Below are 20136 nucleotides of genomic sequence, written 5' to 3' on the forward strand. Positions count from 1 at the left end.
GTGGCACAAGAAGTGCTTAAGGATCTGAACAAGGTCCGCAACATCGGCATCATGGCCCACATCGATGCTGGTAAGACCACCACCACTGAGCGCATCCTCTTCTACACGGGTATCAACCGCAAGGTTGGTGAGACCCACGACGGTGGCGCCACCACCGACTGGATGGAGCAGGAGAAGGAGCGCGGCATCACCATTACGTCCGCCGCGGTGACCTGTTTCTGGAACAGCAACCAGATCAACATCATCGACACCCCGGGCCACGTGGACTTCACCGTTGAGGTGGAGCGCTCCCTGCGCGTGCTCGACGGCGCCGTTGCCGTGTTCGACGGCAAGGAGGGCGTTGAGCCGCAGTCTGAGCAGGTGTGGCGTCAGGCCGCTAAGTACGACGTGCCCCGTATCTGCTTCGTGAACAAGATGGACAAGCTGGGTGCGGACTTCTTCTTCACCGTCAGCACCATCGTGGATCGCCTCGGCGCGAAGCCGCTGGTCATGCAGATCCCGGTCGGCGCCGAGGACGACTTCGACGGCGTTATCGACCTGCTCGAGATGAAGGCCATGATGTGGCCGGGCAAGGTCGAGACCGGCACCCCGCCGCAGATCCAGGAGATCCCGGCCGAGCTGCAGGAGAAGGCCGAGGAGTACCGCGAGAAGCTGCTCGAGACCGTCGCCGAGTCCGACGAAGAGCTGATGGAGAAGTACTTCGGCGGCGAGGAGCTCACGATCGAGGAGATCAAGGGCGCCATCCGCAAGCTGACCGTCAACTCCGAGATTTACCCGGTCTTCTGTGGCTCCGCGTACCGCAACAAGGGCATCGAGCCGATCCTCGACGCTGTTGTGGACTACCTGCCGAGCCCGCTCGACATCGGCGAGGTGCACGGCACCTCCGTCGACGGCGACCAGGACCTGACCCGCAAGCCGTCCGTGGAGGAGCCCTTCTCCGCGCTGGCGTTCAAGATTGCCGTCCACCCCTTCTTCGGCAAGCTGACCTACGTCCGCGTGTACTCCGGCCAGGCCATCCCGGGTGAGCAGATGCTCAACTCCACCAAGGGCAAGAAGGAGCGCGTGGGCAAGCTCTTCCAGATGCACGCGAACAAGGAGAACCCGGTCGAGCACGCCGACGCCGGTAACATCTACGCGTTCATCGGCCTGAAGGAAACCACCACGGGTGACACCCTGTGCAACCCGGATCACCCGATCATCCTTGAGTCCATGGACTTCCCGGACCCGGTTATCCAGGTGGCCATCGAGCCGAAGACGAAGGCTGACCAGGAGAAGCTGGGCACCGCCATCCAGAAGCTGGCGGAGGAGGACCCGACCTTCACCGTGAAGTTGGATGAGGAGACCGGCCAGACCGTCATCGGCGGCATGGGCGAGCTGCACCTCGACGTGCTGGTGGACCGCATGAAGCGCGAGTTCAAGGTTGAGGCCAACATCGGTTCCCCGCAGGTGGCGTACCGCGAGACCATCCGCAAGAAGGTCGAGCACCTGGACTACACCCACAAGAAGCAGACCGGTGGTTCCGGCCAGTTTGCAAAGGTCATCGTCACCATCGAGCCGTACAACCCGGAGCCGGAGGAGCTGGAGGAGGGCCAGTCCGCCACCTACGCCTTCGAGAACGCCGTCACCGGTGGTCGCGTGCCCAAGGAGTACATCCCGTCCGTGGATGCCGGTATCCAGGACGCGATGCAGTACGGCTACCTCGCTGGCTTCCCGCTGGTGAACATCAAGGCCACCCTCGAGGACGGCGCCTACCACGAGGTCGACTCCTCTGAGATGGCCTTCAAGGTCGCCGGCTCCCAGGCTCTGAAGGAGGCTGTGGCAAAGGCGAAGCCGGTGCTGCTCGAGCCGCTCATGGCCGTCGAGGTTGTGACCCCGGAGGAGTACATGGGCACCGTCAACGGTGACATTAGCTCCCGCCGTGGCCAGGTGTACGCCATGGAGGACCGCTCCGGCGCCAAGGTGGTCAAGGCCAAGGTGCCCCTGTCCGAGATGTTCGGCTACATCGGCGATCTGCGTTCCTCGACCGCCGGCCGCGCGAACTTCACCATGGTGTTCGACTCCTACGCTGAGGTTCCGCAGTCCGTGGCCCAGGAGATCATCGACGAGCGCAACGGCAAGTAAGTCGCACGCAGCACCCGCCCCCGCGCTCCACGCCGCCGGTCGTGAAGCACGGGAATAGAGGTGGGTGCCGCTGCCCGGTGGGTAGCGGCTTGCTGAGCCCGGACCCGCAACCCCGCTTTGCTGGGTGTGCGGGTGGCGCTGAGCTGGCCGTTACCCGCTCGGGAGACCAGGATTTCTCCGGATCGCTTGGTTTGAAAAACGGTCTCGAGATATCTAGGATTATGTAACTGGCACATTGTGAAATGGTCGTGCAGCATGTCTCGCGCATGCGGGCCATGAGGCAAGGCAAATGTAAACACGTGGCTGCGAAGGTCGTAGCCACCACGAAGTCCAGGAGGACAACAAGTGGCAAAGGCAAAGTTCGAGCGTACGAAGCCGCACGTCAACATCGGCACCATCGGTCACGTCGACCACGGCAAGACCACCACCACGGCTGCCATCACCAAGGTGCTCGCTGACGCTTACCCGGAGGAGAACAAGGCCTTCGCGTTCGACGCGATCGACAAGGCTCCGGAGGAGCGCGAGCGCGGTATTACCATCAACATCTCCCACGTGGAGTACAACACCCCGAAGCGCCACTACGCTCACGTGGACGCCCCGGGCCACGCCGACTACATCAAGAACATGATCACCGGTGCTGCGCAGATGGACGGCGCCATCCTCGTTGTGGCCGCCACCGACGGCCCGATGCCGCAGACCCGCGAGCACGTGCTGCTCGCCCGCCAGGTGGGCGTTCCGTACATCCTCGTTGCGCTGAACAAGTGCGACATGGTGGACGACGAGGAGATCATCGAGCTCGTCGAGATGGAGGTCCGCGAGCTGCTGGCCGAGCAGGACTACGACGAGGAAGCTCCGATCGTCCACATCTCCGCTCTGAAGGCTCTCGAGGGCGACGAGAAGTGGGTTCAGTCCGTGCTCGACCTCATGCAGGCCTGCGACGACGCTATTCCGGACCCGGTCCGCGAGACCGACCGCGACTTCCTGATGCCGATCGAGGACATCTTCACCATTTCCGGCCGCGGTACCGTGGTTACCGGTCGTGTGGAGCGCGGTGTCCTCAACCTCAACGACGAGGTGGAGATCATCGGTATCCGCGAGAAGTCCCAGAAGACCACCGTCACCTCCATCGAGATGTTCAACAAGCTGCTCGACACCGCTGAGGCCGGCGACAACGCCGCTCTGCTGCTCCGCGGTCTGAAGCGCGAGGACGTCGAGCGCGGCCAGGTCGTCATCAAGCCGGGCGCTTACACCCCGCACACCAAGTTCGAGGGTTCCGTGTACGTCCTGTCCAAGGACGAGGGCGGCCGCCACACCCCGTTCTTCGACAACTACCGTCCGCAGTTCTACTTCCGCACCACCGACGTGACCGGTGTGGTGAAGCTGCCGGAGGGCACCGAGATGGTCATGCCGGGCGATAACGTTGAGATGACCGTCGAGCTGATCCAGCCGGTCGCTATGGACGAGGGCCTGCGCTTCGCTATCCGCGAGGGCTCCCGCACCGTCGGCGCCGGCCGCGTGACCAAGATCCTCGACTAATCCAGCCGGATCCTGGCTAGCACCAGCTGCCTGAGCTAAGGGCCGCGCTCCCCGCCTGGGGGCGCGGCCCTTTCGCGTACACTCACCCGTTGTGCGCGAGCTAGACCCGACCCGGATCCCGGCGCTGATGGCCGCCCTCCAGGAGGCGTGGGAGGGGCAGCCGGACCTTTCTCTCCCGGCATTTCTGGGCATGCTGCAGGCACGGGGCCTGACGTGGGCGTGGAGCGAAGCGGAACTCCTGGCGCTGCTCGCCGACCTTCGCGACGAACGCCCCAGCCGCATCGCCTCCCCGCTGGACCGGCCCGTGCTCATCACCACTACCGCACCCCGCCACGCGGTCACGCTCATCGGGGACACCGCGGTGGTGCGCAGTGTCGAGGACCCGCAGCGGCCACCAGCGGTCTGGTCCGCCACCGGGTTCCGCCCCACGGGCCCGGGGCGCCCGCTCGTGGTCGCCGACGCCGAGGGTGTCGAGCACCGGCTCGGCGTGGTCGAGGCGGTGCGCCCGTTCGATTCGCCCGTCTCCCTCCCGCGGGTGCTGCGGCAGGGGGAGATCGGCGGGGAGCGGTGGCTTGTGCTTTTCGACGCACCCGCCCGAGCGCTCATCGGCCCGCGCATCCGCATCTGGGAGAGCGTGGGGCGCGAGACGCGGGTGGAGGCGTTGGCTTGGGGGAGCGTCGACAAGCTTGCCCCCGGTGAGCGCATGCAAATAACCCCAGCAGGCGGCGGGAAGCCGGTCCTGCTGGGGCGGGTGGAGCGGGTGCTGCTTGTGGAGGCCTAGGCGGCCACCCGGTCGAAGTGGAGCTTCCACACTGTGTCGATCTCCATGGTGTGGTTAGCCACGCGGAAATCCTCGTTGGCGCGCTCCACGAGGTCGATGAGGTCATCCATGCTGAACGCGGGGTCCGCCGTGACCGTGAAGGTGGCGGTCGGGCGCTCACGCTCCACCGCGACGCGGCAGTCCGCTTTCTGCACCGCCTCCGTCTGCGTGAGGGCCGCGCAGGCGGCGTCGCCGAGGCGCTGGACGTTGATCACCGTCTCGCCGTGCTCTGGGTCGGCTGCCTCGATCGCGCGGTTGGAGAACGCGCGGCTGCGGATGTTCGCGAGCACGAACCAGAGGCCGAGCAGGAAGAGCACCACCGCGGTGGCGATCAGCGCGTTGATGTACCACGGGTAATTGGGCAGCTCGGTGAGCTCACCGCGGTTGAGCCGGTTGACGTACTCGCTGACGTAGGGAATGTCCCAGTACATCGCGGCCGGCAGCAGCCCGGCGAGGAGCAGCAACAGGCCGATCAGAAACACAATGAAGCGGTCAAAGAACGCCAGGGTCTTGCTCATCGGAGCTCCTCCTCTACCTGGTCGAGGTCGGTGCGGTGGGGCTCTACGGGCTGGGGTGCCGTCTGCTGCGAAGATCCCGTGCGGGGCAGCACCTTCACTGCAACAGCGGGCGGGTGAGAGAGGCGGCGCAGCTCGCGCCCCACGGCACCCTGCACTAGCTCCTCGACGTGGCCCGAGCCGTCGTCCTCCACGGAGACGGTGACGCGCTTGCGGTCCGCCTTGGAGCGGACGCTCTCTCCGCCGACTTCGGCGCGCGCGGCGTAGGTGGACTTGCGCGCCACATCCACCGGGCGGACCCAGATGGAGGCGGGAGATTCCACCTGCATGTGCGTGCGGCCGCGGGGCATGAACGAGCTGATGATCAGCCAGAGGCCCAGAAGCGAGATGATGATGCCTACGGTCACCGCGGCGGCATCGACCGCCCGGGTGCCGAGAAAGTCGAGCACGGGCCGCACCCAGGACGTGAACGGCTGGTCCTGGTAGTGGAACCAGAGCTCGCGGGCGAGCAGGCCGGACAGCGCGAGGAAGGTCACGCCCACCAGGATGGTGACCCAGCGCGCGGCGGGGTTGCGGCGCGGCTCGAGGCCCGGGTGGGGGCCGAACGGGCGGTGGGCCTCGGTCTCGTGGGCGTTAGCGGGTGCGGTCATAGTACTTCTCCACCGGTTGGATGGTGATCTGCTTCAGCGGCTGCGGGCGCGGCGCGACGGGGTGCAGCACGGCATCCGGCTGCGGCGGGACGACGCGGCGTAGTGGCGCGGCCGGCTCGATGCGGATGGGCACGAGGGGTTGGCGCTGCACCACAACCTGCTTGAGCGGCTGCCGCGGTGGTACCACTGGCCGCGCCACGCGCACCGGGTGTTCGACCACCGGGGGGATCAGGCGGCGGGGAGGTTCCATGCGCACCGGACGCAGCGCGGCAGGGGCCGGGGTGCGCACGGGCCGCACCTCGGGTTCCCGGACCATGATCGGTACGAGCGAGCGCTCGCGCGGCGGCAGCGGCACGCGCACCGGACGCGGCGCGGGCGCCTCGGGGTGGACCAGCGGCGGCACATGACCCACAAAGCCGGAAACCCGGGGCTCGATTGGCTCCGGCGTTTCCACGCTCTCCACCGCGGGCGGTTCCGGCGTGCGGATGTGCTCGACCTCCGGCGGGGCCGGTACCACCACGTGGCGCAGGTGATCTGCGGAGGACTCCACGTCGATGGGGAGCAGGTCCTTGCGCTCCGCCACCACGGGGGAGGAGACCTCGGACGGGGTGACCAGCACAGGAACCGGCACAACGCCCGCGGTGTGGCTTGCCACGTCGTCCCACGTCACCCGGCCGCCGGCCGGGTCTGCCTCGACGTTGGCAACGTTCACCTTCACGCGGGAGACGTCCAGCCCGCAGAGGGTGCGGATGTGGGCGATAATGGTGGCCCGCACCGCGTCGGTGATCGCTGCCACGGGGGAGGGGTACGTGGTGGCGATGTCCGCCTCCACCGCCGCGGTGGCGGTGGCGCGGTCTAGGCGCACCTCCACGCGGGGGAAGCTCCGGCCCGCCAAGCCGGCGAGCTTGGCGTCCAGCGCGCGGACGCCGGGCACGGTCAGCGCAGCCGTCTCGGCGACACGCTCCACCGCTTTCTCACTGATGTGGTAAAACGATGTGTCCATCAGCCTCGGCCCTTGCCGGACGCGGAGCTCATCAGCTGGGCGAGGTCGAGGCGCCCGTCGAGTTGGGCGCCGACGATGCCGCCGACCACGGAGAAGAGCAGCAGCCACAGCAGGCCCTGGGCGCCGCCGAAGGTGACGAAGAACGCCACAACTACGCCGATGAGGATCCCGGTGAGGGTTTTGTTAGCAAAAATGTTCATGTTTGCACCTAATTGCCCGATTGCCCGGCCGCGCGGGACGCGGCGCGGGCTGAGTAGGGGAGGGAGCTAGCGGGCTAGTTCCCGGATGGGGATGCGGGTTGCGGCCTGGCTACGGCATCGGCCACAACCACGTCGACGACGTCTACGCCCGCCGCGCGGGAGACTTGCTCGCGCACGCTGTCCGCCACGGCGCGCACGTCTCGCTCCGAGCTGACGTCGAACACGATGTGCACCTCGAGGCCGGATTCGTCGCCGCGGTTGGCGGCGCGGATGCCCTCGATGCGCGTGCCGGGTAGCAAGAGCGCGACCTCGCCGACGCGGCCGCCGTGGAGCCCGGCCACGCCGGGGACGGACAGCGCGGCGTCGCGCGCCTTCTCTCCGGTCTCGCGGGTGACGGAGGCCGGCGCCATGGCTACTGGCCCAGGGCCGGGTTAGCGGCCTGGTAGTTCACCGGCTCCTCGTACTGCTCGGCGTTGGTCTCCTGCTCCGGCAGGTTCACGTCGTGCACGGTGACGTCCACGCGGTCCACGATCAGGCCGGTCATGCGGGTGATGGCCACGGTGATGTTCTCGCGGATGGCGTTGGCCAGCTCGTGGATGGCCACGCCGTACTCGGCGATGATGGCAACGGCAACGTTGACGTGGCCGTCCTCGACCGCCACGTTCACGCCCTGCTGCACGTTGGTGGAGGAGGTGAAGGACTCGCGCACCGCGCCCCACATGCGGGCGGCGCCGCCACCGAGGTTGTGCACGCCGGACACCTCGCGCGCGGCGATGCCGGCGATCTTGCCCACAACGTTGTCGTCGATGGTGGTGGTGCCGTGGTCGGTCTCGAGGTTCTCGTTGCGCGGGCGCAGCTGCTCCGGCTCGACGGCGGAGGAGGTGGAGGCCGCCGGGGCGGAGGTGTTCGCCGAGGTCGCAGCGGTGTTAGCGGCGGTGGTGTCGTTCTCGCGGTTGGTGTTCGGGGTGTTGTTAGCCATGATGGTCCTTTCGTGGATGGGCCGTGGATAGCGGCGTGCCCGCCGAGCGGGCGCACGCGACCAATCGTACCCGGTTTCGCCCTACCTGGGAGGGGCTGTTGCTTTTCGACGCTTCCCTGCGACGTGTTGCTCAACGCGAACGTCGAAAAGCAAAGCTTGCAATACTTTCCGCGGTGTGCTTAACTACTCGGGTTGCTTTGACATGGCCCGCCTCGAGCGGGCGGTGGTGAAGCGACCATGACACCTTCGGATGAAGGCTCCGCGGAAGCGGAACCGGCGAGGGCCATGGCAAATAAACAGCGGCAGTACGCGAGGGTCACGCACCCTTCCGAGCCTGACACCCGGCGCCCACCGTGCGCGCTAGGCGGAAGCACTGATGTACGCGCTTGTTTGCGCCGTGCCCACCTTCCGGAACCGTCATGGCAGTCATAACGACACTGGCGTTGAGCCAAGGGCCCAGCCCGGACAACGTTATAGAGAAACTAGAAGCTACAACCCCACCGCTTCGCGCTCGTTCCACTCACTCGAGGTTCGCTCGAGCGGGGCGAGAGGCTGAACGTGGGGATGCGAGGAAGAGGTAAGCGTGGCGGGACAGAAGATCCGCATCAGGCTCAAGGCCTACGACCACGAGGCGATCGACGCATCCGCGAAGAAGATCGTCGAGACGGTCACCCGCACGGGTGCCCGCGTCGTTGGACCGGTGCCGTTGCCCACCGAAAAGAACGTGTACGCCGTTATTCGTTCTCCCCACAAGTACAAGGATTCTCGCGAGCACTTCGAGATGCGCACGCACAAGCGCCTCATCGATATTCTCGATCCGACGCCGAAGACCGTCGACGCGCTCATGCGCATCGACCTCCCGGCCAGCGTTGACGTGAACATCCAGTAATCACCAGAGATTCCCGACTGTTAGTAGTGGAGAACTGATACATGTCTGACAACCAGATGAAGGGCATTCTGGGCAAGAAGATCGGCATGACCCAGATCTTCGACGAGGAGAACCGAGTGATTCCGGTGACCGTCGTCGAGGCTGGTCCGTGCGTGGTCACCCAGATCCGTACCCCCGAGACCGATGGCTACTCCGCCATCCAGATCGCTTACGGCGACGTTGATCCCCGTAAGACCAAGAAGCCGCAGGCCGGCCACTTCAAGAAGGCCGGCGTGAACCCGCGCCGCTACGTCGCTGAGATCCGCATGGACGACACCTCGGAGTACGAGGTGGGCCAGGAGTACAACGCGACCATCTTCGACGGCGACGTGTTCGTCGACGTGGTTGGCACCACCAAGGGCAAGGGCTACGCCGGCGCAATGAAGCGCCACGGCTTCGCCGGCCAGGGCGCCTCCCACGGTAACCAGGCAGCCCACCGCCGCGTCGGCGGCATCGGCGCCTGCGCCACCCCGGCCCGCGTTTTCAAGGGCACCCGGATGGCCGGCCGCATGGGCGGTAACCGCGTTACTACCCAGAACCTGAAGATCCAACGCATCGACGGCGACAACAACCTGATCCTGATCAAGGGTGCCATCCCCGGCGCCAAGGGCAGCGTTGTTACCGTCAAGACCGCAGTGAAGGGCGGTGCTCACGCATGACGAACCTGACGCTTGACGTCCACACCGCAGACGGGAAGACCAACGGTTCCGTCGAGCTTCCGGCAGAGTGGTTTGACCGCGAAGCTTCCATCCCCCTGATGCACCAGGTGGTCACCGCTCAGCTGGCGGCCGCTCGTCAGGGCACCCACGCCACCAAGACCCGCGGCATGGTCAGCGGTGGCGGCAAGAAGCCGTTCCGCCAGAAGGGCACCGGCCGCGCCCGCCAGGGCTCGACCCGCGCGCCGCACTTCACCGGCGGCGGCACCGTCCACGGTCCGCAGCCGCGTTCCTACGCGCAGCGGACCCCCAAGAAGATGATCAAGGCCGCCCTCGCGGGCGCCTTGACCGACCGCGCCCGCGGCGGCCGCATCCACGTGGTTGAGGAGCTCGTGCCGGGCCAGACCCCGTCCACGAAGTCCGCGCGCGCGTTCATCGAGCGACTGTCCGACCGCAAGTCCGTGCTGCTGGTGGTTGGCCGTGAGGATCTCAACTCCCGCCTCTCCGCAAGGAACCTGCCGGGCGTGAACATCCTTGAGCCTTCCCAGCTGAACACGTACGACGTGCTCAACGCCGACGACGTTGTGTTCTCGGTCGAAGCGCTGCACACCTTCATTAACCGCGGCAGCGAGAACGCCGTTCTCGCCGGCGCCAACGCGGAGGAGGAGAAGTAAATGGCTAAGACCGCGAATCCGCGCGACATCATCATCGCCCCGGTCCTCTCCGAGAAGACCTACACGCTGATGGAGCAGAACACGTACACGTTCTTCGTGGACCCGTCTGCCAACAAGACCCAGATCAAGATCGCCGTGGAAGAGATCTTCGGCGTCGACGTCGCTTCGGTGAACACCACCAACCGCGAGGGTAAGCGCAAGCGCTCCCGCACCGGCTTTGGTAAGCGCAAGGACACCAAGCGCGCCTACGTCACTCTCCGCGAGGGCAGCGACTCCATCGACATCTTCGGCGGCGCGACGGCCTAGGGCCGTCGCCTCTATGAAGAGACGATAGAAAAGGACACACTATGGCTATTCGTAAGTACAAGCCGACAACCCCGGGTCGCCGCAACAGCTCTGTTTCCCAGTTCGACGAGATCACTCGTTCCGAGCCGGAGAAGTCCCTGCTGCGCCCGCTCCCGAAGAAGGGTGGCCGCAACACGCACGGCCACATCACCACGCGCCACCGCGGCGGCGGCCACAAGCGTCGCTACCGCGTGATCGACTTCCGTCGTTCGGACAAGGACGGCGTGCTGGCCAAGGTCGCCCACATCGAGTACGACCCGAACCGCACCGCCAACATCGCGCTGCTGCACTACTACGACGGTGAGAAGCGCTACATCATCGCGCCGAAGGGCCTGACCCAGGGCACCGTCGTCGAGTCCGGCCCGAACGCCGACATCAAGGTGGGGAACAACCTGCCGCTGCGCAACATCCCCACCGGTACCACCATCCACGCCGTGGAGCTGAAGCCGGGCGCGGGCGCCAAGCTCGCCCGTTCCGCAGGCACGTCCATCCAGCTTCTGGGTAAGGAGGGCAACTACGCCGTGCTGCGTATGCCGTCCTCCGAGATCCGCCGCGTGGACATCCGCTGCCGTGCAACCGTTGGTGAGGTGGGCAACGCCGACCAGATCAACATCCGCTGGGGTAAGGCTGGCCGCATGCGTTGGAAGGGCTGGCGCCCGACCGTTCGTGGTGTGGTTATGAACCCGGTCGACCACCCGCACGGTGGTGGTGAGGGTAAGACCTCCGGTGGCCGCCACCCGGTTTCGCCGTGGGGCCAGAAGGAAGGCCGCACCCGCAACCCGAACCGTTACTCGAACAACATGATCGTGCGCCGTCGTCGCACGAAGAAGCGCTAAGAGGAGGTAAGTCAACATGCCACGCAGCCTGAAGAAGGGCCCGTTCGTCGATGAGCACCTCCTCAACAAGGTGGATGCTCAGAACGAGGCCGGCACCAAGCAGGTTATTAAGACCTGGTCTCGCCGCTCGACCATTCTCCCCGACTTCATCGGTCACACCTTCGCCGTCCACGACGGCCGCAAGCACGTGCCGGTGTTCGTCGACGAGTCCATGGTCGGCCACAAGCTCGGTGAGTTCGCACCAACCAAGACCTTCAAGGGTCACGTTAAGGAACAGAAGGGACGTCGATAAGCAATGGCTGACACGATCACCACTGCATCTGCGACGGCCAAGTTCGTCCGTACTTCCCCGATGAAGGCCCGCCGCGTGCTGGCTCTCGTCCGCGGCAAGTCCGTCTCCGAGGCCCTCGCAATTCTGAAGTACGCTCCGCAGGACGCCGCCAAGCCGGTGGCCAAGGTTGTCGCTTCCGCGGCAGCCAACGCAGAGAACAACTTCGGCCTGGACCCGCGCACGCTCGTCATCTCCGAATGCTGGGCGAACGAGGGGCCGACCATGCGCCGCTACCAGCCGCGCGCCCAGGGCCGCGCCTTCCAGATCCGGAAGCGCACCTCCCACATCACCGTTGTTGTCGAGTCCGAGGAAGGGGCTAAGTAATGGGCCAGAAAATTCACCCACACGGCCTGCGCCTGGGTATCACTTCTGACTGGAAGTCCCACTGGTACGCCGACAAGAACTACGCCGACTACGTCGCCGAGGACATCAAGATCCGGGAGTACCTGGAGAAGAACCTCGAGCGCGCCGGCATCGCCGATGTGGTTATCGAGCGCACCCGCGACCGCGTCCGCGTTGACATCCACACCGCCCGCCCGGGCATTGTGATCGGCCGCCGCGGTGCTGAGGCCGACCGTATCCGCCGTGAGCTGGAGAAGCTCACCGGCAAGATGGTCGCCCTCAACATCCTCGAGGTCAAGAACGTCGACGCCAACGCGACCCTGGTCGCGCAGTCCGTTGCGGAGCAGCTTGTGAACCGCGTGGCGTTCCGCCGCGCGATGCGCAAGGCTATCCAGTCCGCAATGCGCAACCCGCAGGTCAAGGGCATCAAGATCATGACCTCTGGCCGCCTGGGTGGCGCCGAGATGTCCCGTGTCGAGCGCTACCACGAAGGCCGTGTGCCCCTGCACACCCTGCGTGCGGAGATCGACTACGGCACGGCAGAAGCACACACCACCTTCGGCGTCATCGGCGTCAAGGTGTGGATCTACAAGGGCGATGTCGTTGGTGGCGTCCGCGAGTCCGAGCTCAACGCACCGAGCAACGACCGCCGCGGCCGCGGTGACCGCGACCGCCGCCCGCGCCGCGGCGGCCAGCGCCGCCAGCAGCGCGCTGACCAGAAGCAGGAGGGCTAAGCATGCTTATTCCTAAGCGCGTGAAGTACCGCCGCCAGCACCGCCCGGGCCGTTCCGGCGTGTCCAAGGGCGGCAACAAGATCACCTTCGGTGACTACGGCCTGCAGGCTCTCGAGCCGGCCTACATCACCAACCGCCAGATCGAGTCCGCTCGTATCGCCATCAACCGCCACGTCAAGCGCGGCGGCAAGGTGTGGATCAACATCTTCCCGGACCGCCCGCTGACCCAGAAGCCGCTCGGCGTGCGTATGGGTTCCGGTAAGGGCCCGGTGGAGAAGTGGGTGGCCAACGTGAAGCCCGGCCGCATCCTCTTCGAGATGTCCTACCCGAACGAAGAGGTCGCCTTGGAGGCACTGCGCCGCGCCGGCGCCAAGCTTCCTTGCAAGGTCCGCGTGATCAAGAAGGAGGACCAGTTCTAATGGCTGCCGGTACCCCCGCATCCGAATTCCGCGAGCTCAACGACGACGAGCTGCGCACCCGCCTGTCCGAGGCGAAGGAAGAGCTGTTCAACCTGCGCTTCCAGCTCGCCACCGGGCAGCTGACCAACAACCGCCGCATCTCCACCGTGAAGCGCGACATCGCACGCATCTACACCGTGCTGCGCGAGCGCGAGCTCGGCCTGTCCGTTGTCCCCGAGTCCACGGGAGCTGAGGCGTAACCATGACTGAGGCAAACGTGACTGAGAACCAGAACAAGAAGGAAAAGGGCCTGCAGAAGCGCCGCCGCGGCTACGTCGTGTCCGACAAGATGGACAAGACCATCGTGGTCGAGGTGGAGGACCGCAAGTCCCACCCGCTGTACGGCAAGATTGTCCGCACCACCAAGCGCGTGAAGGCTCACGACGAGCAGAACATCGCTGGTGTCGGCGACCTCGTCCACATCGAGGAGACGCGTCCGCTGTCCAAGGACAAGCACTTCCGTCTCGTGGACATCATCGAGAAGGCTCGTTAAGCACTCCGCTTTTCGACGCATCCTCGAAGAGCCCACCGCCCCCGCCCGGGGCGCGGTGGGCTCTTTGCTGTCCGCCACCGTCCGGCGCATTTGGAGCACTAGGTAAACTGGCCCGCATGTGTGGAATTGTTGGATACGTAGGCGGCGGCCGGGACGCGAAGAGCGTCATCATCGAGGGGCTGCGTCGGCTGGAGTACCGCGGCTACGACTCGGCCGGTGTGGCCGTGGTCGCGGACGGCCGTATCGAGTGCCGCAAGAAGGCCGGCAAGGTCGCTGACCTGGAGGCAGAGATCGCGGCGCACCCGCTGGACGCCTCCCACCTCGGCATCGGGCACACCCGCTGGGCCACCCACGGCGGCCCGACCGACGTCAACGCCCACCCGCACGTGGTTGGCGGCGGGAAGCTCGCCGTGGTGCACAACGGCATCATCGAGAACTTCGCCTCCCTGCGCGCCGAGCTCGAGACGAAGGGCTACACCTTCCTCTCGGAGACGGACACCGAGGTTGCGGGGGCCCTGCTTTTCGACGTCTACGTCAACCAGGCATCCCAGGATCTGACGCGCGCGATGCAGCTGACCGCCCAGCGCCTCGAGGGCGCGTTCACCCTCCTCGCCATCGAGGTGGGCCAGCCGGACCGTATTGTGGCCGCGCGCTGGAACTCCCCGCTGGTGATCGGCGTGGGCGAGGGCGAGAACTTCCTTGGCTCCGACGTGTCCGGCTTCATCGAGTTCACGCGCGACGCCGTGGAGATGGACAACGGGCAGATTGTCACGCTGACCGCCGACGGGTACAGCATCACCACCTTCGACGGCGCCTCGGCCGAGGGCAAGCCGTTCCGCGTGGAGTGGGACGTCACCGCCGCGGAAAAGGGCGGCTACAACTCCTTCATGGAGAAGGAGATCCACGACCAGCCGGCGGCGGTGCGAGACACGCTGTACGGCCGCTTCAACGAGGAGGGCCGCCTCACCCTCGACGAGCTGCGCATCGACGAGTCGGTGCTGCGCTCGGTGAACAAGATCATCATCGTGGCCTGCGGCACCGCCGCGTACGCGGGCCAGGTGGCGCGCTACGCCATCGAGCACTGGTGCCGCATCCCCACGGAGGTGGAGCTGGCCCACGAGTTCCGCTACCGTGACCCAATCGTCACCGAGCAGACCTTGGTGGTGGCCGTCTCCCAGTCCGGCGAGACGATGGACACGCTCATGGCGGTGCGCCACGCGCGCGAACAGGGCGCCAAGGTCATCGCTATCTGCAACACGGTGGGCTCCTCCATCCCGCGCGAGGCGGACGCGGTGCTCTACACCTACGCGGGGCCGGAGATCGCGGTGGCCTCCACCAAGGCCTTCATCTCCCAGATCGTGGCGGCCTACCTGCTGGCGCTGTACCTGGCCCAGGTGCGGGGGAACAAGTTCACCGACGAGATCCGCGGCATCATCGAGCAGTTGCAGGAGATGCCGGACAAGATCGCCTCGGTGCTGGAGAACGCTGACCAGGTGCGCGAGCTGGGCCAAGAGCTGGCCAATTCCAAGTCCGTGCTGTTCCTGGGCCGCCACGTCGGCTTCCCGGTCGCCCTCGAGGGCGCGCTGAAGCTGAAGGAGGTGGCGTACCTGCACTCCGAGGGCTTCGCGGCCGGCGAGCTGAAGCACGGTCCAATCGCCTTGGTGGAGGAGGGGCAGCCGGTGTTTGTCATCGTGCCGTCGAAGTCCTCGCGCCACAGCCTGCACGCCAAGGTGGTTTCCAACATCCAGGAGGTGCGTGCTCGCGGCGCGGTGACCATCGTCATCGCGGAGGAGGGCGACGAGGACGTGGTGCAGTTTGCTAACCACATCATCCGCATCCCGGAGTCGCCGGGGCTGCTGCAGCCGCTGCTGGCCACGGTGCCGCTGCAAATCTTCGCGTGCGCCGTGGCGGAGGCCCGCGGCCTGAACGTGGACCAGCCGCGTAACCTGGCTAAATCCGTCACCGTGGAGTAGCGCGCCGAGGTTTCTTTGGTGTGGGAACACACCTGTCCTTGCTAATCTGTGCGCGTGCGAAAGACGAAGATCCTGGGTGCTGTAACGCTGTTATTCTCCGCAACAACTCTGGCGGCGTGCGGGTCGAGCGTTCCCGAGGTGCCGGCGGCGGACACGGTGGAGCTTGAGCCCAAGGACGTCGTCTCCAGGGTCTCGGCCAGCGCGACGATTGACTCGCGTGAAGTGGTGGCGCTGACCACGGCGCTCACCGGCCCAGTGACCGCGATTGATGTACGGGTGGGGCAGCCCGTGCAGGAGGGCCAGGTGCTCGCCCGGGTTGATACATCCAGCGTGCAACGCGAGCTCGATACCCAGCGGGCGCAGCAGATGGTGTCCGAGGCGACGTCACAAAGCCAACTGCAAGCCGCGCAGCAGGAGCTGAACCAGAAGCAGGAGGCGATGAACCGTGGCCTCAACCCGCAAATCGCCCAGGCGCAGGCCGCGCAGCGAGACGCGGATGCGGCGCTCAGTGAAGCGAACGCATCCTTCCAGCAGCGCAAGGCTGAGGTGGATGCGGGCCTGGATGCGCGGCTGTTTCAACAGGGCAACGCTGTTGACGCGGCTCGCCGCAACATCACCATAGCGGGGCTTGCGTCGGTACGCGCAAATGCCGTGAACTTCATCAACGCGCTCACCGGTCAGGTTGACCAGATCACGCCGGTGGTGGGCATCCTGGAAACGGACGAGGCCTACAAGGGCGCGAGGCGCGAGCTCGCGGACGCGCAGCGTGGCTACGAAATCGCGCTGCACGAGGTGGACGCCGATTTGGAGGCCAAGCAGCGCGCAGTGGGCCAGGCATACCTGGCTAAGAGCAACGCCGACGTTGCGCTGGAAGTGGCGCGGCTTGCCGCGCAGCAGGACTTGCAGGCCAGCGCCGCAGGCGTAGAGCAAGCGCAGCGCGGCCTCGATGCGTCCCGCACCGCCGGCGCGGTGGGACAGGGCCAGCTGCAAGTGGACCTGCAAAACGGGGAGGTGCGCTCGCCGATCAACGGTGTGGTGACCAACGTGGTCGCGCAGCGCGGCCAGCCCTCTTCGGGCCACCTGCTCACCGTTGCGGACCCGGAGCGGCTGCTGCTCACGGCCAACGTGAATGAGGTGGACTCCGGGCGCATCAAGGTGGGCAACGAGGTTACGTTCACCACCCCCAGCACCGGCATGAAGGAGTTCCGCGGGCGCGTGGAGGACATCTCCCCAGTGGCGGCGCCGAGTGCGGGTGGGGCGGAGGGCCCGGCGCAGACGCCCGCACGGCCGGAGTTCCCCGTCACCATCGAGGTGATTGGGGATAAGGAGGGTCTGCGGATCGGCGGTTCGGCGAAGGCGCAGATTGTGACGGGGACCGCGCGGGCGTCGTTAAGCGTGCCCCGCGAAACCATCATCGATGACAACGGTAAGTACTCCCTGCTCACGCTGCGCGACGCGGGCGAAGGCGAGTACGAGGTCACCGAGGTGCCTGTGACGCTCGGGCTGGTGACGGACCTTGAGGTGCAGGTGAAGGGGGTTGACCCGCAGACCCGCGTACTGAAGAACCCGGGGGATTACCGCTCGCAGGTTGGCCAGCGGGTGCGCGTGCCCAGCGGCAAGGCGCAGTAGTGGATGCCCGCGACGCGATCGGGCTGGCCGCCACCAGCCTGAGGGCAAACAAGCTGCGCTCGGTGCTCACGCTCCTCGGCGTGATCATCGGCATCGCCGCGGTGGTGGCGATCATGTCCCTGGGCAAGGGGATGCAGCAGCAGCTGCAGTCCGACTTTGAGCAGTTCGGGCTTAACGACGTCAACGTGCAAGTGAAAGCGCGCGACACCGGCGACGAAAACACCTGGTACTACGAGGACATCCCTGACTCGGCCCTCATTACACCGGACATGGTGGACCAGCTGCGGGGATACATCGGCGGACAGATCCAGGGCATCGCGCTCGACGCTGGGCGTGAAACCGGCAAGCTTACCCGGGGCCTGAACGAGGGCCGGGCGGGCGTGGAGTTTGTCAACGCCGATTACGTAGAGATGCAGCGCCACACCATGACCGCCGGGCGCATTTTCAACGAGGACGACATCTCGGCCGACAGGGCAGTCGCGGTTATCTCGCCTGAGGTGGTGGACACCTACTTCAACGGGGACCCAGCCTCGGCGATCGGCGCCAACCTGGATATCGACATAGACGGTCGCTTTGGAAGCTTTCAGGTAGTGGGCACCTACGGCCGCGCGGAGACGTCCTCCCCGCTGGTGATGATGCCGGAGGACGCCGTAGTCTACGTCCCCTACACCGCGCAGGCCCGGCTGAGTGCCAACCCGGTGCAGGGCTTCCGTGGACTGCAGATCCGCGCGCTCACGCCGGAAGGCACCGCTGAGGTGGCCCAAGACGTTGCCACCTGGTCCTCCCAGGCGTATCTCGATGACCCGGATTATGAGGCGCAGGTGCTTGACACCAAGTCTGAGATTGACCAGGTGAATCAGACTATGGGGATGATCAGCCTGGTGATCTCCGCCATTGGCGGGATCTCGCTTTTGGTTGGCGGCATTGGCGTGATGAACATCATGCTGGTGTCCGTCACCGAGCGCACCCGTGAAATCGGCGTGCGTATGGCGTTGGGCGCGACGAGGCGGGCGGTGCGCACGCAGTTTGTCACCGAGGCAATGATGATCTGTCTGCTCGGCGGGGCACTTGGGGTGCTCCTAGGTGCCGGGGTGGGCATGGCCGGCACCGCGGCCATGGGCGTGACGGTGCTGCCGCCGGTGACGGCCATCGTGGTTGCACTGCTCTTTTCTCTGGCGATCGGGTTGTTCTTCGGTTGGTACCCGGCGAATAGGGCGGCGAAGATGAACCCGATCGAGGCGCTGCGCTACGAGTAGCGCTAGCGCTCGGCATTAGAGGTCGCCGCTGCGGCTGGACTGGTCGAAGAACTCCAGCTCGTAGTAGCAGGCGTACATGAATGCGTCCGCGGCCTTTTCGCGTGCCTCGGGCGAAGCCGCCTCGAGCGCGCGCTCCACTGTGGCAAGAGCTGTACGGACGTCGCTGGTGAACTCCTCGCCGCCGTACATGGACAACCAGGCGTTGTACGGGTGAGCATCGTGGTTCGCCTCCGCCAGGTGCAGGCCTACCTCGGCGTAGAGCCAGAAGCAGGGCAGCACTGCCGCTGCGCCCACCGCATAATCTTCCAGCGCAACCTGCGCCTTGAGGAAGTTGGTGTACGCGGCGGTAATGGGGGATACCTCGGAGCCGGAGAAATCCAAATCGTGGCTGCTAAACCAGGTGTGGTGCAGGTCAGATTCGGCCTCAATTGCCACCACCGCGCTCTGCGCCCACCACACCTGGTCATCCGGGGTGTGAGCCTTCACGCTGAGGTTGGCCAGAGCGCGGGAGTACTCCTGCAGGTAGTGCGCGTCTTGCAACAGGTAGAACTCGAACTCTTCGCGTGGTAGTTCGCCGGAGCGCAGCGCCTGGATGTGAGGCAGGTTGAGGGTGTCCGGCCACACCTTCGCCGCGGCGCGGTCCCACAGGGCTTGGGTGTGCGGGCCTGCCGCCTCGATCTTCGCCGCGAGTAGCTCTGCGCCTTCGTCGGGAGGGGTGCCCGACAGGTCCCACGGCTGGGTGGAGGCGTTGCCCGCCAGGCGGCGTAGCTGGTGGAAGTGGTTGACGGGGCCGTGGCCCTGGCCAACGTTTAGCTCGTCAGCGGTTGCAATTGCCTCGTGCAGCCAGTGGGAGGTCCAGCGCAGGGCACGAGCCTGATCCCCGCTGAGTGCGATGCGCGCGGCCAGCGCGGAGGAGAGGGAGCAACCTGTGCCGTGGGTGTTCTTGGTGTCCACGCGCGGTACCTCCGCCACTTCCACCGACCCGTCCGGGCTGACCAGCGCGTTGGAGGCAGCGCCTTCCTTGAGGTGGCCGCCCTTGACCACCACGGCCACGCCCGTCTCGGAGGCGAACTTGTGGCCCTGCTCAATTGCCTGGTTGAAGTCCTGGGCAACCTCTTCGCCGGTGAGCACGGCGAGCTCCGGGAGGTTGGGGGTAACAACTGTGGCGTGCTCACGCACGAACTCGCGCAGCGCGTCCTCCGCGTCGGCGGTGAGCAGGCGGTCGCCGGAGGTGGCCACCATCACTGGGTCCACCACCACGTGGCGCACCGGGTGCTGGGCGAGGTACCGGGAGACGGTGGCGGTGGTTTCGGCGTCCCCCAGCATGCCGATCTTCACGGCGTCCACCTCAACATCGTCGAAGACGGCCTCAAGCTGGGCGGCCAGGAACTCTTGCGGGGGCGTGTGGATCTCGCGCACGCCCTGCGTGTTCTGCGCCACCAGCGAGGTGACCACGCACATGCCGTAGCCCCCGGCCGCGGCGATGGACTTCAGATCTGCCTGGATCCCGGCGCCGCCGGTGGGATCCGTCCCGGCGATGGACAAGATATTGGGGGTGGTGTGGCGCTGCGCGGGTTGCGTGGGCATCAGGCGATCCTTTCGCGGTTCCGGGTTCGGGGTATCACTCCCGCCCACGCTACACATGCGGCGCGCGTGC

General features: G+C 66.1%; 24 protein-coding genes. 17 read left to right on the forward strand and 7 right to left on the reverse strand.

The features are described from left to right. The 3 genes from fusA (at window position 1) to BN4252_RS08660 (ending at window position 4438) form a co-directional block, all read left to right on the forward strand. The gene (gene fusA, locus BN4252_RS08650; RefSeq protein ID WP_066529445.1) at window positions 1-2121 is read left to right on the forward strand and encodes an elongation factor G; all 2121 of its coding nucleotides are present in this window, start codon (window positions 1-3) and stop codon (window positions 2119-2121) included. A gap of 345 nt (window positions 2122-2466) precedes the next feature. Continuing rightward, on the forward strand, window positions 2467-3657 hold the full coding sequence (gene tuf / locus BN4252_RS08655; RefSeq protein WP_066529446.1) for an elongation factor Tu: 1191 nt from the start codon (window positions 2467-2469) through the stop codon (window positions 3655-3657). 91 nt (window positions 3658-3748) lie between these two features. Continuing rightward, entirely contained in the window at window positions 3749-4438 is a 690-nt protein-coding gene (locus BN4252_RS08660) for a hypothetical protein (RefSeq protein ID WP_096877794.1), read from the forward strand. On the opposite strand, the gene BN4252_RS08665 is transcribed toward BN4252_RS08660, so the two are convergent. The 6 genes from BN4252_RS08665 to BN4252_RS08690 all read right to left on the reverse strand — a co-directional run bounded on the left by BN4252_RS08665 (window position 4435) and on the right by BN4252_RS08690 (window position 7824). Then, window positions 4435-4995 carry an Asp23/Gls24 family envelope stress response protein gene (locus BN4252_RS08665; protein WP_066529457.1) on the reverse strand — a complete coding sequence of 187 codons (561 nt, stop codon included), beginning with the start codon at window positions 4993-4995 and terminating at the stop codon, window positions 4435-4437. The genes BN4252_RS08660 and BN4252_RS08665 overlap by 4 nt on opposite strands. After that, window positions 4992-5642, reverse strand: a complete 651-nt coding sequence (locus BN4252_RS08670; protein WP_066529460.1) for an Asp23/Gls24 family envelope stress response protein — start codon at window positions 5640-5642, stop codon at window positions 4992-4994. The genes BN4252_RS08665 and BN4252_RS08670 overlap by 4 nt, the downstream gene beginning before the upstream one ends. Then, entirely contained in the window at window positions 5626-6645 is a 1020-nt protein-coding gene (locus tag BN4252_RS08675; RefSeq protein WP_066529463.1) for an Asp23/Gls24 family envelope stress response protein, read from the reverse strand. The genes BN4252_RS08670 and BN4252_RS08675 overlap by 17 nt, the downstream gene beginning before the upstream one ends. Next, window positions 6645-6845: a hypothetical protein gene (locus BN4252_RS08680; RefSeq protein WP_066529466.1), complete on the reverse strand. Its 201-nt coding sequence runs from the start codon at window positions 6843-6845 to the stop codon at window positions 6645-6647. The genes BN4252_RS08675 and BN4252_RS08680 overlap by 1 nt, the downstream gene beginning before the upstream one ends. Before the next feature lie 74 nt (window positions 6846-6919). Then, entirely contained in the window at window positions 6920-7255 is a 336-nt protein-coding gene (locus BN4252_RS08685) for an Asp23/Gls24 family envelope stress response protein (protein WP_066529469.1), read from the reverse strand. A 2-nt stretch (window positions 7256-7257) separates the two neighbouring features. Beyond that, the gene (locus tag BN4252_RS08690) at window positions 7258-7824 is read right to left on the reverse strand and encodes an Asp23/Gls24 family envelope stress response protein (RefSeq protein WP_078056871.1); all 567 of its coding nucleotides are present in this window, start codon (window positions 7822-7824) and stop codon (window positions 7258-7260) included. A 583-nt stretch (window positions 7825-8407) separates the two neighbouring features. Here BN4252_RS08690 and rpsJ point away from each other — a divergent pair. The 14 genes from rpsJ (at window position 8408) to BN4252_RS08760 (ending at window position 18479) form a co-directional block, all read left to right on the forward strand. Then, window positions 8408-8713, forward strand: coding sequence for a 30S ribosomal protein S10 (rpsJ, locus tag BN4252_RS08695; protein ID WP_003848085.1), 306 nt, complete (start codon window positions 8408-8410; stop codon window positions 8711-8713). 41 nt (window positions 8714-8754) lie between these two features. Further along, entirely contained in the window at window positions 8755-9411 is a 657-nt protein-coding gene (gene rplC / locus BN4252_RS08700) for a 50S ribosomal protein L3 (RefSeq protein ID WP_066529472.1), read from the forward strand. Beyond that, entirely contained in the window at window positions 9408-10082 is a 675-nt protein-coding gene (gene rplD / locus BN4252_RS08705) for a 50S ribosomal protein L4 (RefSeq protein ID WP_066529475.1), read from the forward strand. The genes rplC and rplD overlap by 4 nt, the downstream gene beginning before the upstream one ends. Beyond that, window positions 10083-10388, forward strand: coding sequence for a 50S ribosomal protein L23 (rplW, locus tag BN4252_RS08710; RefSeq protein ID WP_066529477.1), 306 nt, complete (start codon window positions 10083-10085; stop codon window positions 10386-10388). A gap of 41 nt (window positions 10389-10429) precedes the next feature. After that, on the forward strand, window positions 10430-11263 hold the full coding sequence (gene rplB, locus BN4252_RS08715) for a 50S ribosomal protein L2 (RefSeq protein WP_066529479.1): 834 nt from the start codon (window positions 10430-10432) through the stop codon (window positions 11261-11263). A gap of 16 nt (window positions 11264-11279) precedes the next feature. Beyond that, on the forward strand, window positions 11280-11555 hold the full coding sequence (gene rpsS, locus BN4252_RS08720) for a 30S ribosomal protein S19 (RefSeq protein ID WP_018017481.1): 276 nt from the start codon (window positions 11280-11282) through the stop codon (window positions 11553-11555). A gap of 3 nt (window positions 11556-11558) precedes the next feature. Then, entirely contained in the window at window positions 11559-11918 is a 360-nt protein-coding gene (rplV, locus tag BN4252_RS08725; protein WP_066529482.1) for a 50S ribosomal protein L22, read from the forward strand. Beyond that, a complete protein-coding gene (gene rpsC / locus BN4252_RS08730) occupies window positions 11918-12670 on the forward strand; it encodes a 30S ribosomal protein S3 (RefSeq protein ID WP_066529485.1) in 753 nt (250 codons plus the stop codon). Before rplV ends, rpsC begins: the two co-directional genes overlap by 1 nt. A 2-nt stretch (window positions 12671-12672) precedes the next feature. Then, window positions 12673-13089: a 50S ribosomal protein L16 gene (rplP, locus tag BN4252_RS08735; protein WP_066529487.1), complete on the forward strand. Its 417-nt coding sequence runs from the start codon at window positions 12673-12675 to the stop codon at window positions 13087-13089. Then, window positions 13089-13328 (forward strand): 50S ribosomal protein L29, encoded by a 240-nt coding sequence (gene rpmC, locus BN4252_RS08740; RefSeq protein ID WP_066529489.1) that lies wholly within the window; start codon window positions 13089-13091, stop codon window positions 13326-13328. The genes rplP and rpmC overlap by 1 nt, the downstream gene beginning before the upstream one ends. Before the next feature lie 2 nt (window positions 13329-13330). Next, window positions 13331-13621 (forward strand): 30S ribosomal protein S17, encoded by a 291-nt coding sequence (rpsQ, locus tag BN4252_RS08745; protein WP_066529491.1) that lies wholly within the window; start codon window positions 13331-13333, stop codon window positions 13619-13621. Between the two features lie 116 nt (window positions 13622-13737). Further along, the gene (glmS, locus tag BN4252_RS08750; protein ID WP_066529493.1) at window positions 13738-15594 is read left to right on the forward strand and encodes a glutamine--fructose-6-phosphate transaminase (isomerizing); all 1857 of its coding nucleotides are present in this window, start codon (window positions 13738-13740) and stop codon (window positions 15592-15594) included. A gap of 54 nt (window positions 15595-15648) precedes the next feature. Next, the gene (locus BN4252_RS08755) at window positions 15649-17223 is read left to right on the forward strand and encodes an efflux RND transporter periplasmic adaptor subunit (RefSeq protein ID WP_143341193.1); all 1575 of its coding nucleotides are present in this window, start codon (window positions 15649-15651) and stop codon (window positions 17221-17223) included. After that, a complete protein-coding gene (locus tag BN4252_RS08760; RefSeq protein ID WP_066529502.1) occupies window positions 17223-18479 on the forward strand; it encodes an ABC transporter permease in 1257 nt (418 codons plus the stop codon). Before BN4252_RS08755 ends, BN4252_RS08760 begins: the two co-directional genes overlap by 1 nt. A 15-nt stretch (window positions 18480-18494) precedes the next feature. On the opposite strand, the gene BN4252_RS08765 is transcribed toward BN4252_RS08760, so the two are convergent. Continuing rightward, window positions 18495-20066, reverse strand: a complete 1572-nt coding sequence (locus BN4252_RS08765; RefSeq protein WP_066529504.1) for a bifunctional hydroxymethylpyrimidine kinase/phosphomethylpyrimidine kinase — start codon at window positions 20064-20066, stop codon at window positions 18495-18497. Window positions 20067-20136: the final 70 nt, after the last annotated feature.

Source organism: Corynebacterium bouchesdurhonense, from assembly GCF_900078305.2.
GTDB classification, from domain to species: domain Bacteria; phylum Actinomycetota; class Actinomycetes; order Mycobacteriales; family Mycobacteriaceae; genus Corynebacterium; species Corynebacterium bouchesdurhonense.

Bases quoted from the DNA above. Each gene is read 5' to 3' on its own strand.
- BN4252_RS08765 (WP_066529504.1), bottom strand. From the start codon at position 20,066: ATGCCCACGCAACCCGCGCAGCGCCACACCACCCCCAATATCTTGTCC.
- BN4252_RS08670 (WP_066529460.1), bottom strand. From the start codon at position 5,642: ATGACCGCACCCGCTAACGCCCACGAGACCGAGGCCCACCGCCCGTTC.
- rpsC (WP_066529485.1), top strand. From the start codon at position 11,918: ATGGGCCAGAAAATTCACCCACACGGCCTGCGCCTGGGTATCACTTCT.
- rplD (WP_066529475.1), top strand. From the start codon at position 9,408: ATGACGAACCTGACGCTTGACGTCCACACCGCAGACGGGAAGACCAAC.
- glmS (WP_066529493.1), top strand. From the start codon at position 13,738: ATGTGTGGAATTGTTGGATACGTAGGCGGCGGCCGGGACGCGAAGAGC.
- BN4252_RS08690 (WP_078056871.1), bottom strand. From the start codon at position 7,824: ATGGCTAACAACACCCCGAACACCAACCGCGAGAACGACACCACCGCC.
- rpsS (WP_018017481.1), top strand. From the start codon at position 11,280: ATGCCACGCAGCCTGAAGAAGGGCCCGTTCGTCGATGAGCACCTCCTC.
- rplV (WP_066529482.1), top strand. From the start codon at position 11,559: ATGGCTGACACGATCACCACTGCATCTGCGACGGCCAAGTTCGTCCGT.
- rplB (WP_066529479.1), top strand. From the start codon at position 10,430: ATGGCTATTCGTAAGTACAAGCCGACAACCCCGGGTCGCCGCAACAGC.
- rplW (WP_066529477.1), top strand. From the start codon at position 10,083: ATGGCTAAGACCGCGAATCCGCGCGACATCATCATCGCCCCGGTCCTC.
- rplP (WP_066529487.1), top strand. From the start codon at position 12,673: ATGCTTATTCCTAAGCGCGTGAAGTACCGCCGCCAGCACCGCCCGGGC.
- BN4252_RS08675 (WP_066529463.1), bottom strand. From the start codon at position 6,645: ATGGACACATCGTTTTACCACATCAGTGAGAAAGCGGTGGAGCGTGTC.
- rpsQ (WP_066529491.1), top strand. From the start codon at position 13,331: ATGACTGAGGCAAACGTGACTGAGAACCAGAACAAGAAGGAAAAGGGC.
- BN4252_RS08685 (WP_066529469.1), bottom strand. From the start codon at position 7,255: ATGGCGCCGGCCTCCGTCACCCGCGAGACCGGAGAGAAGGCGCGCGAC.
- BN4252_RS08680 (WP_066529466.1), bottom strand. From the start codon at position 6,845: ATGAACATTTTTGCTAACAAAACCCTCACCGGGATCCTCATCGGCGTA.
- rplC (WP_066529472.1), top strand. From the start codon at position 8,755: ATGTCTGACAACCAGATGAAGGGCATTCTGGGCAAGAAGATCGGCATG.
- BN4252_RS08665 (WP_066529457.1), bottom strand. From the start codon at position 4,995: ATGAGCAAGACCCTGGCGTTCTTTGACCGCTTCATTGTGTTTCTGATC.
- rpmC (WP_066529489.1), top strand. From the start codon at position 13,089: ATGGCTGCCGGTACCCCCGCATCCGAATTCCGCGAGCTCAACGACGAC.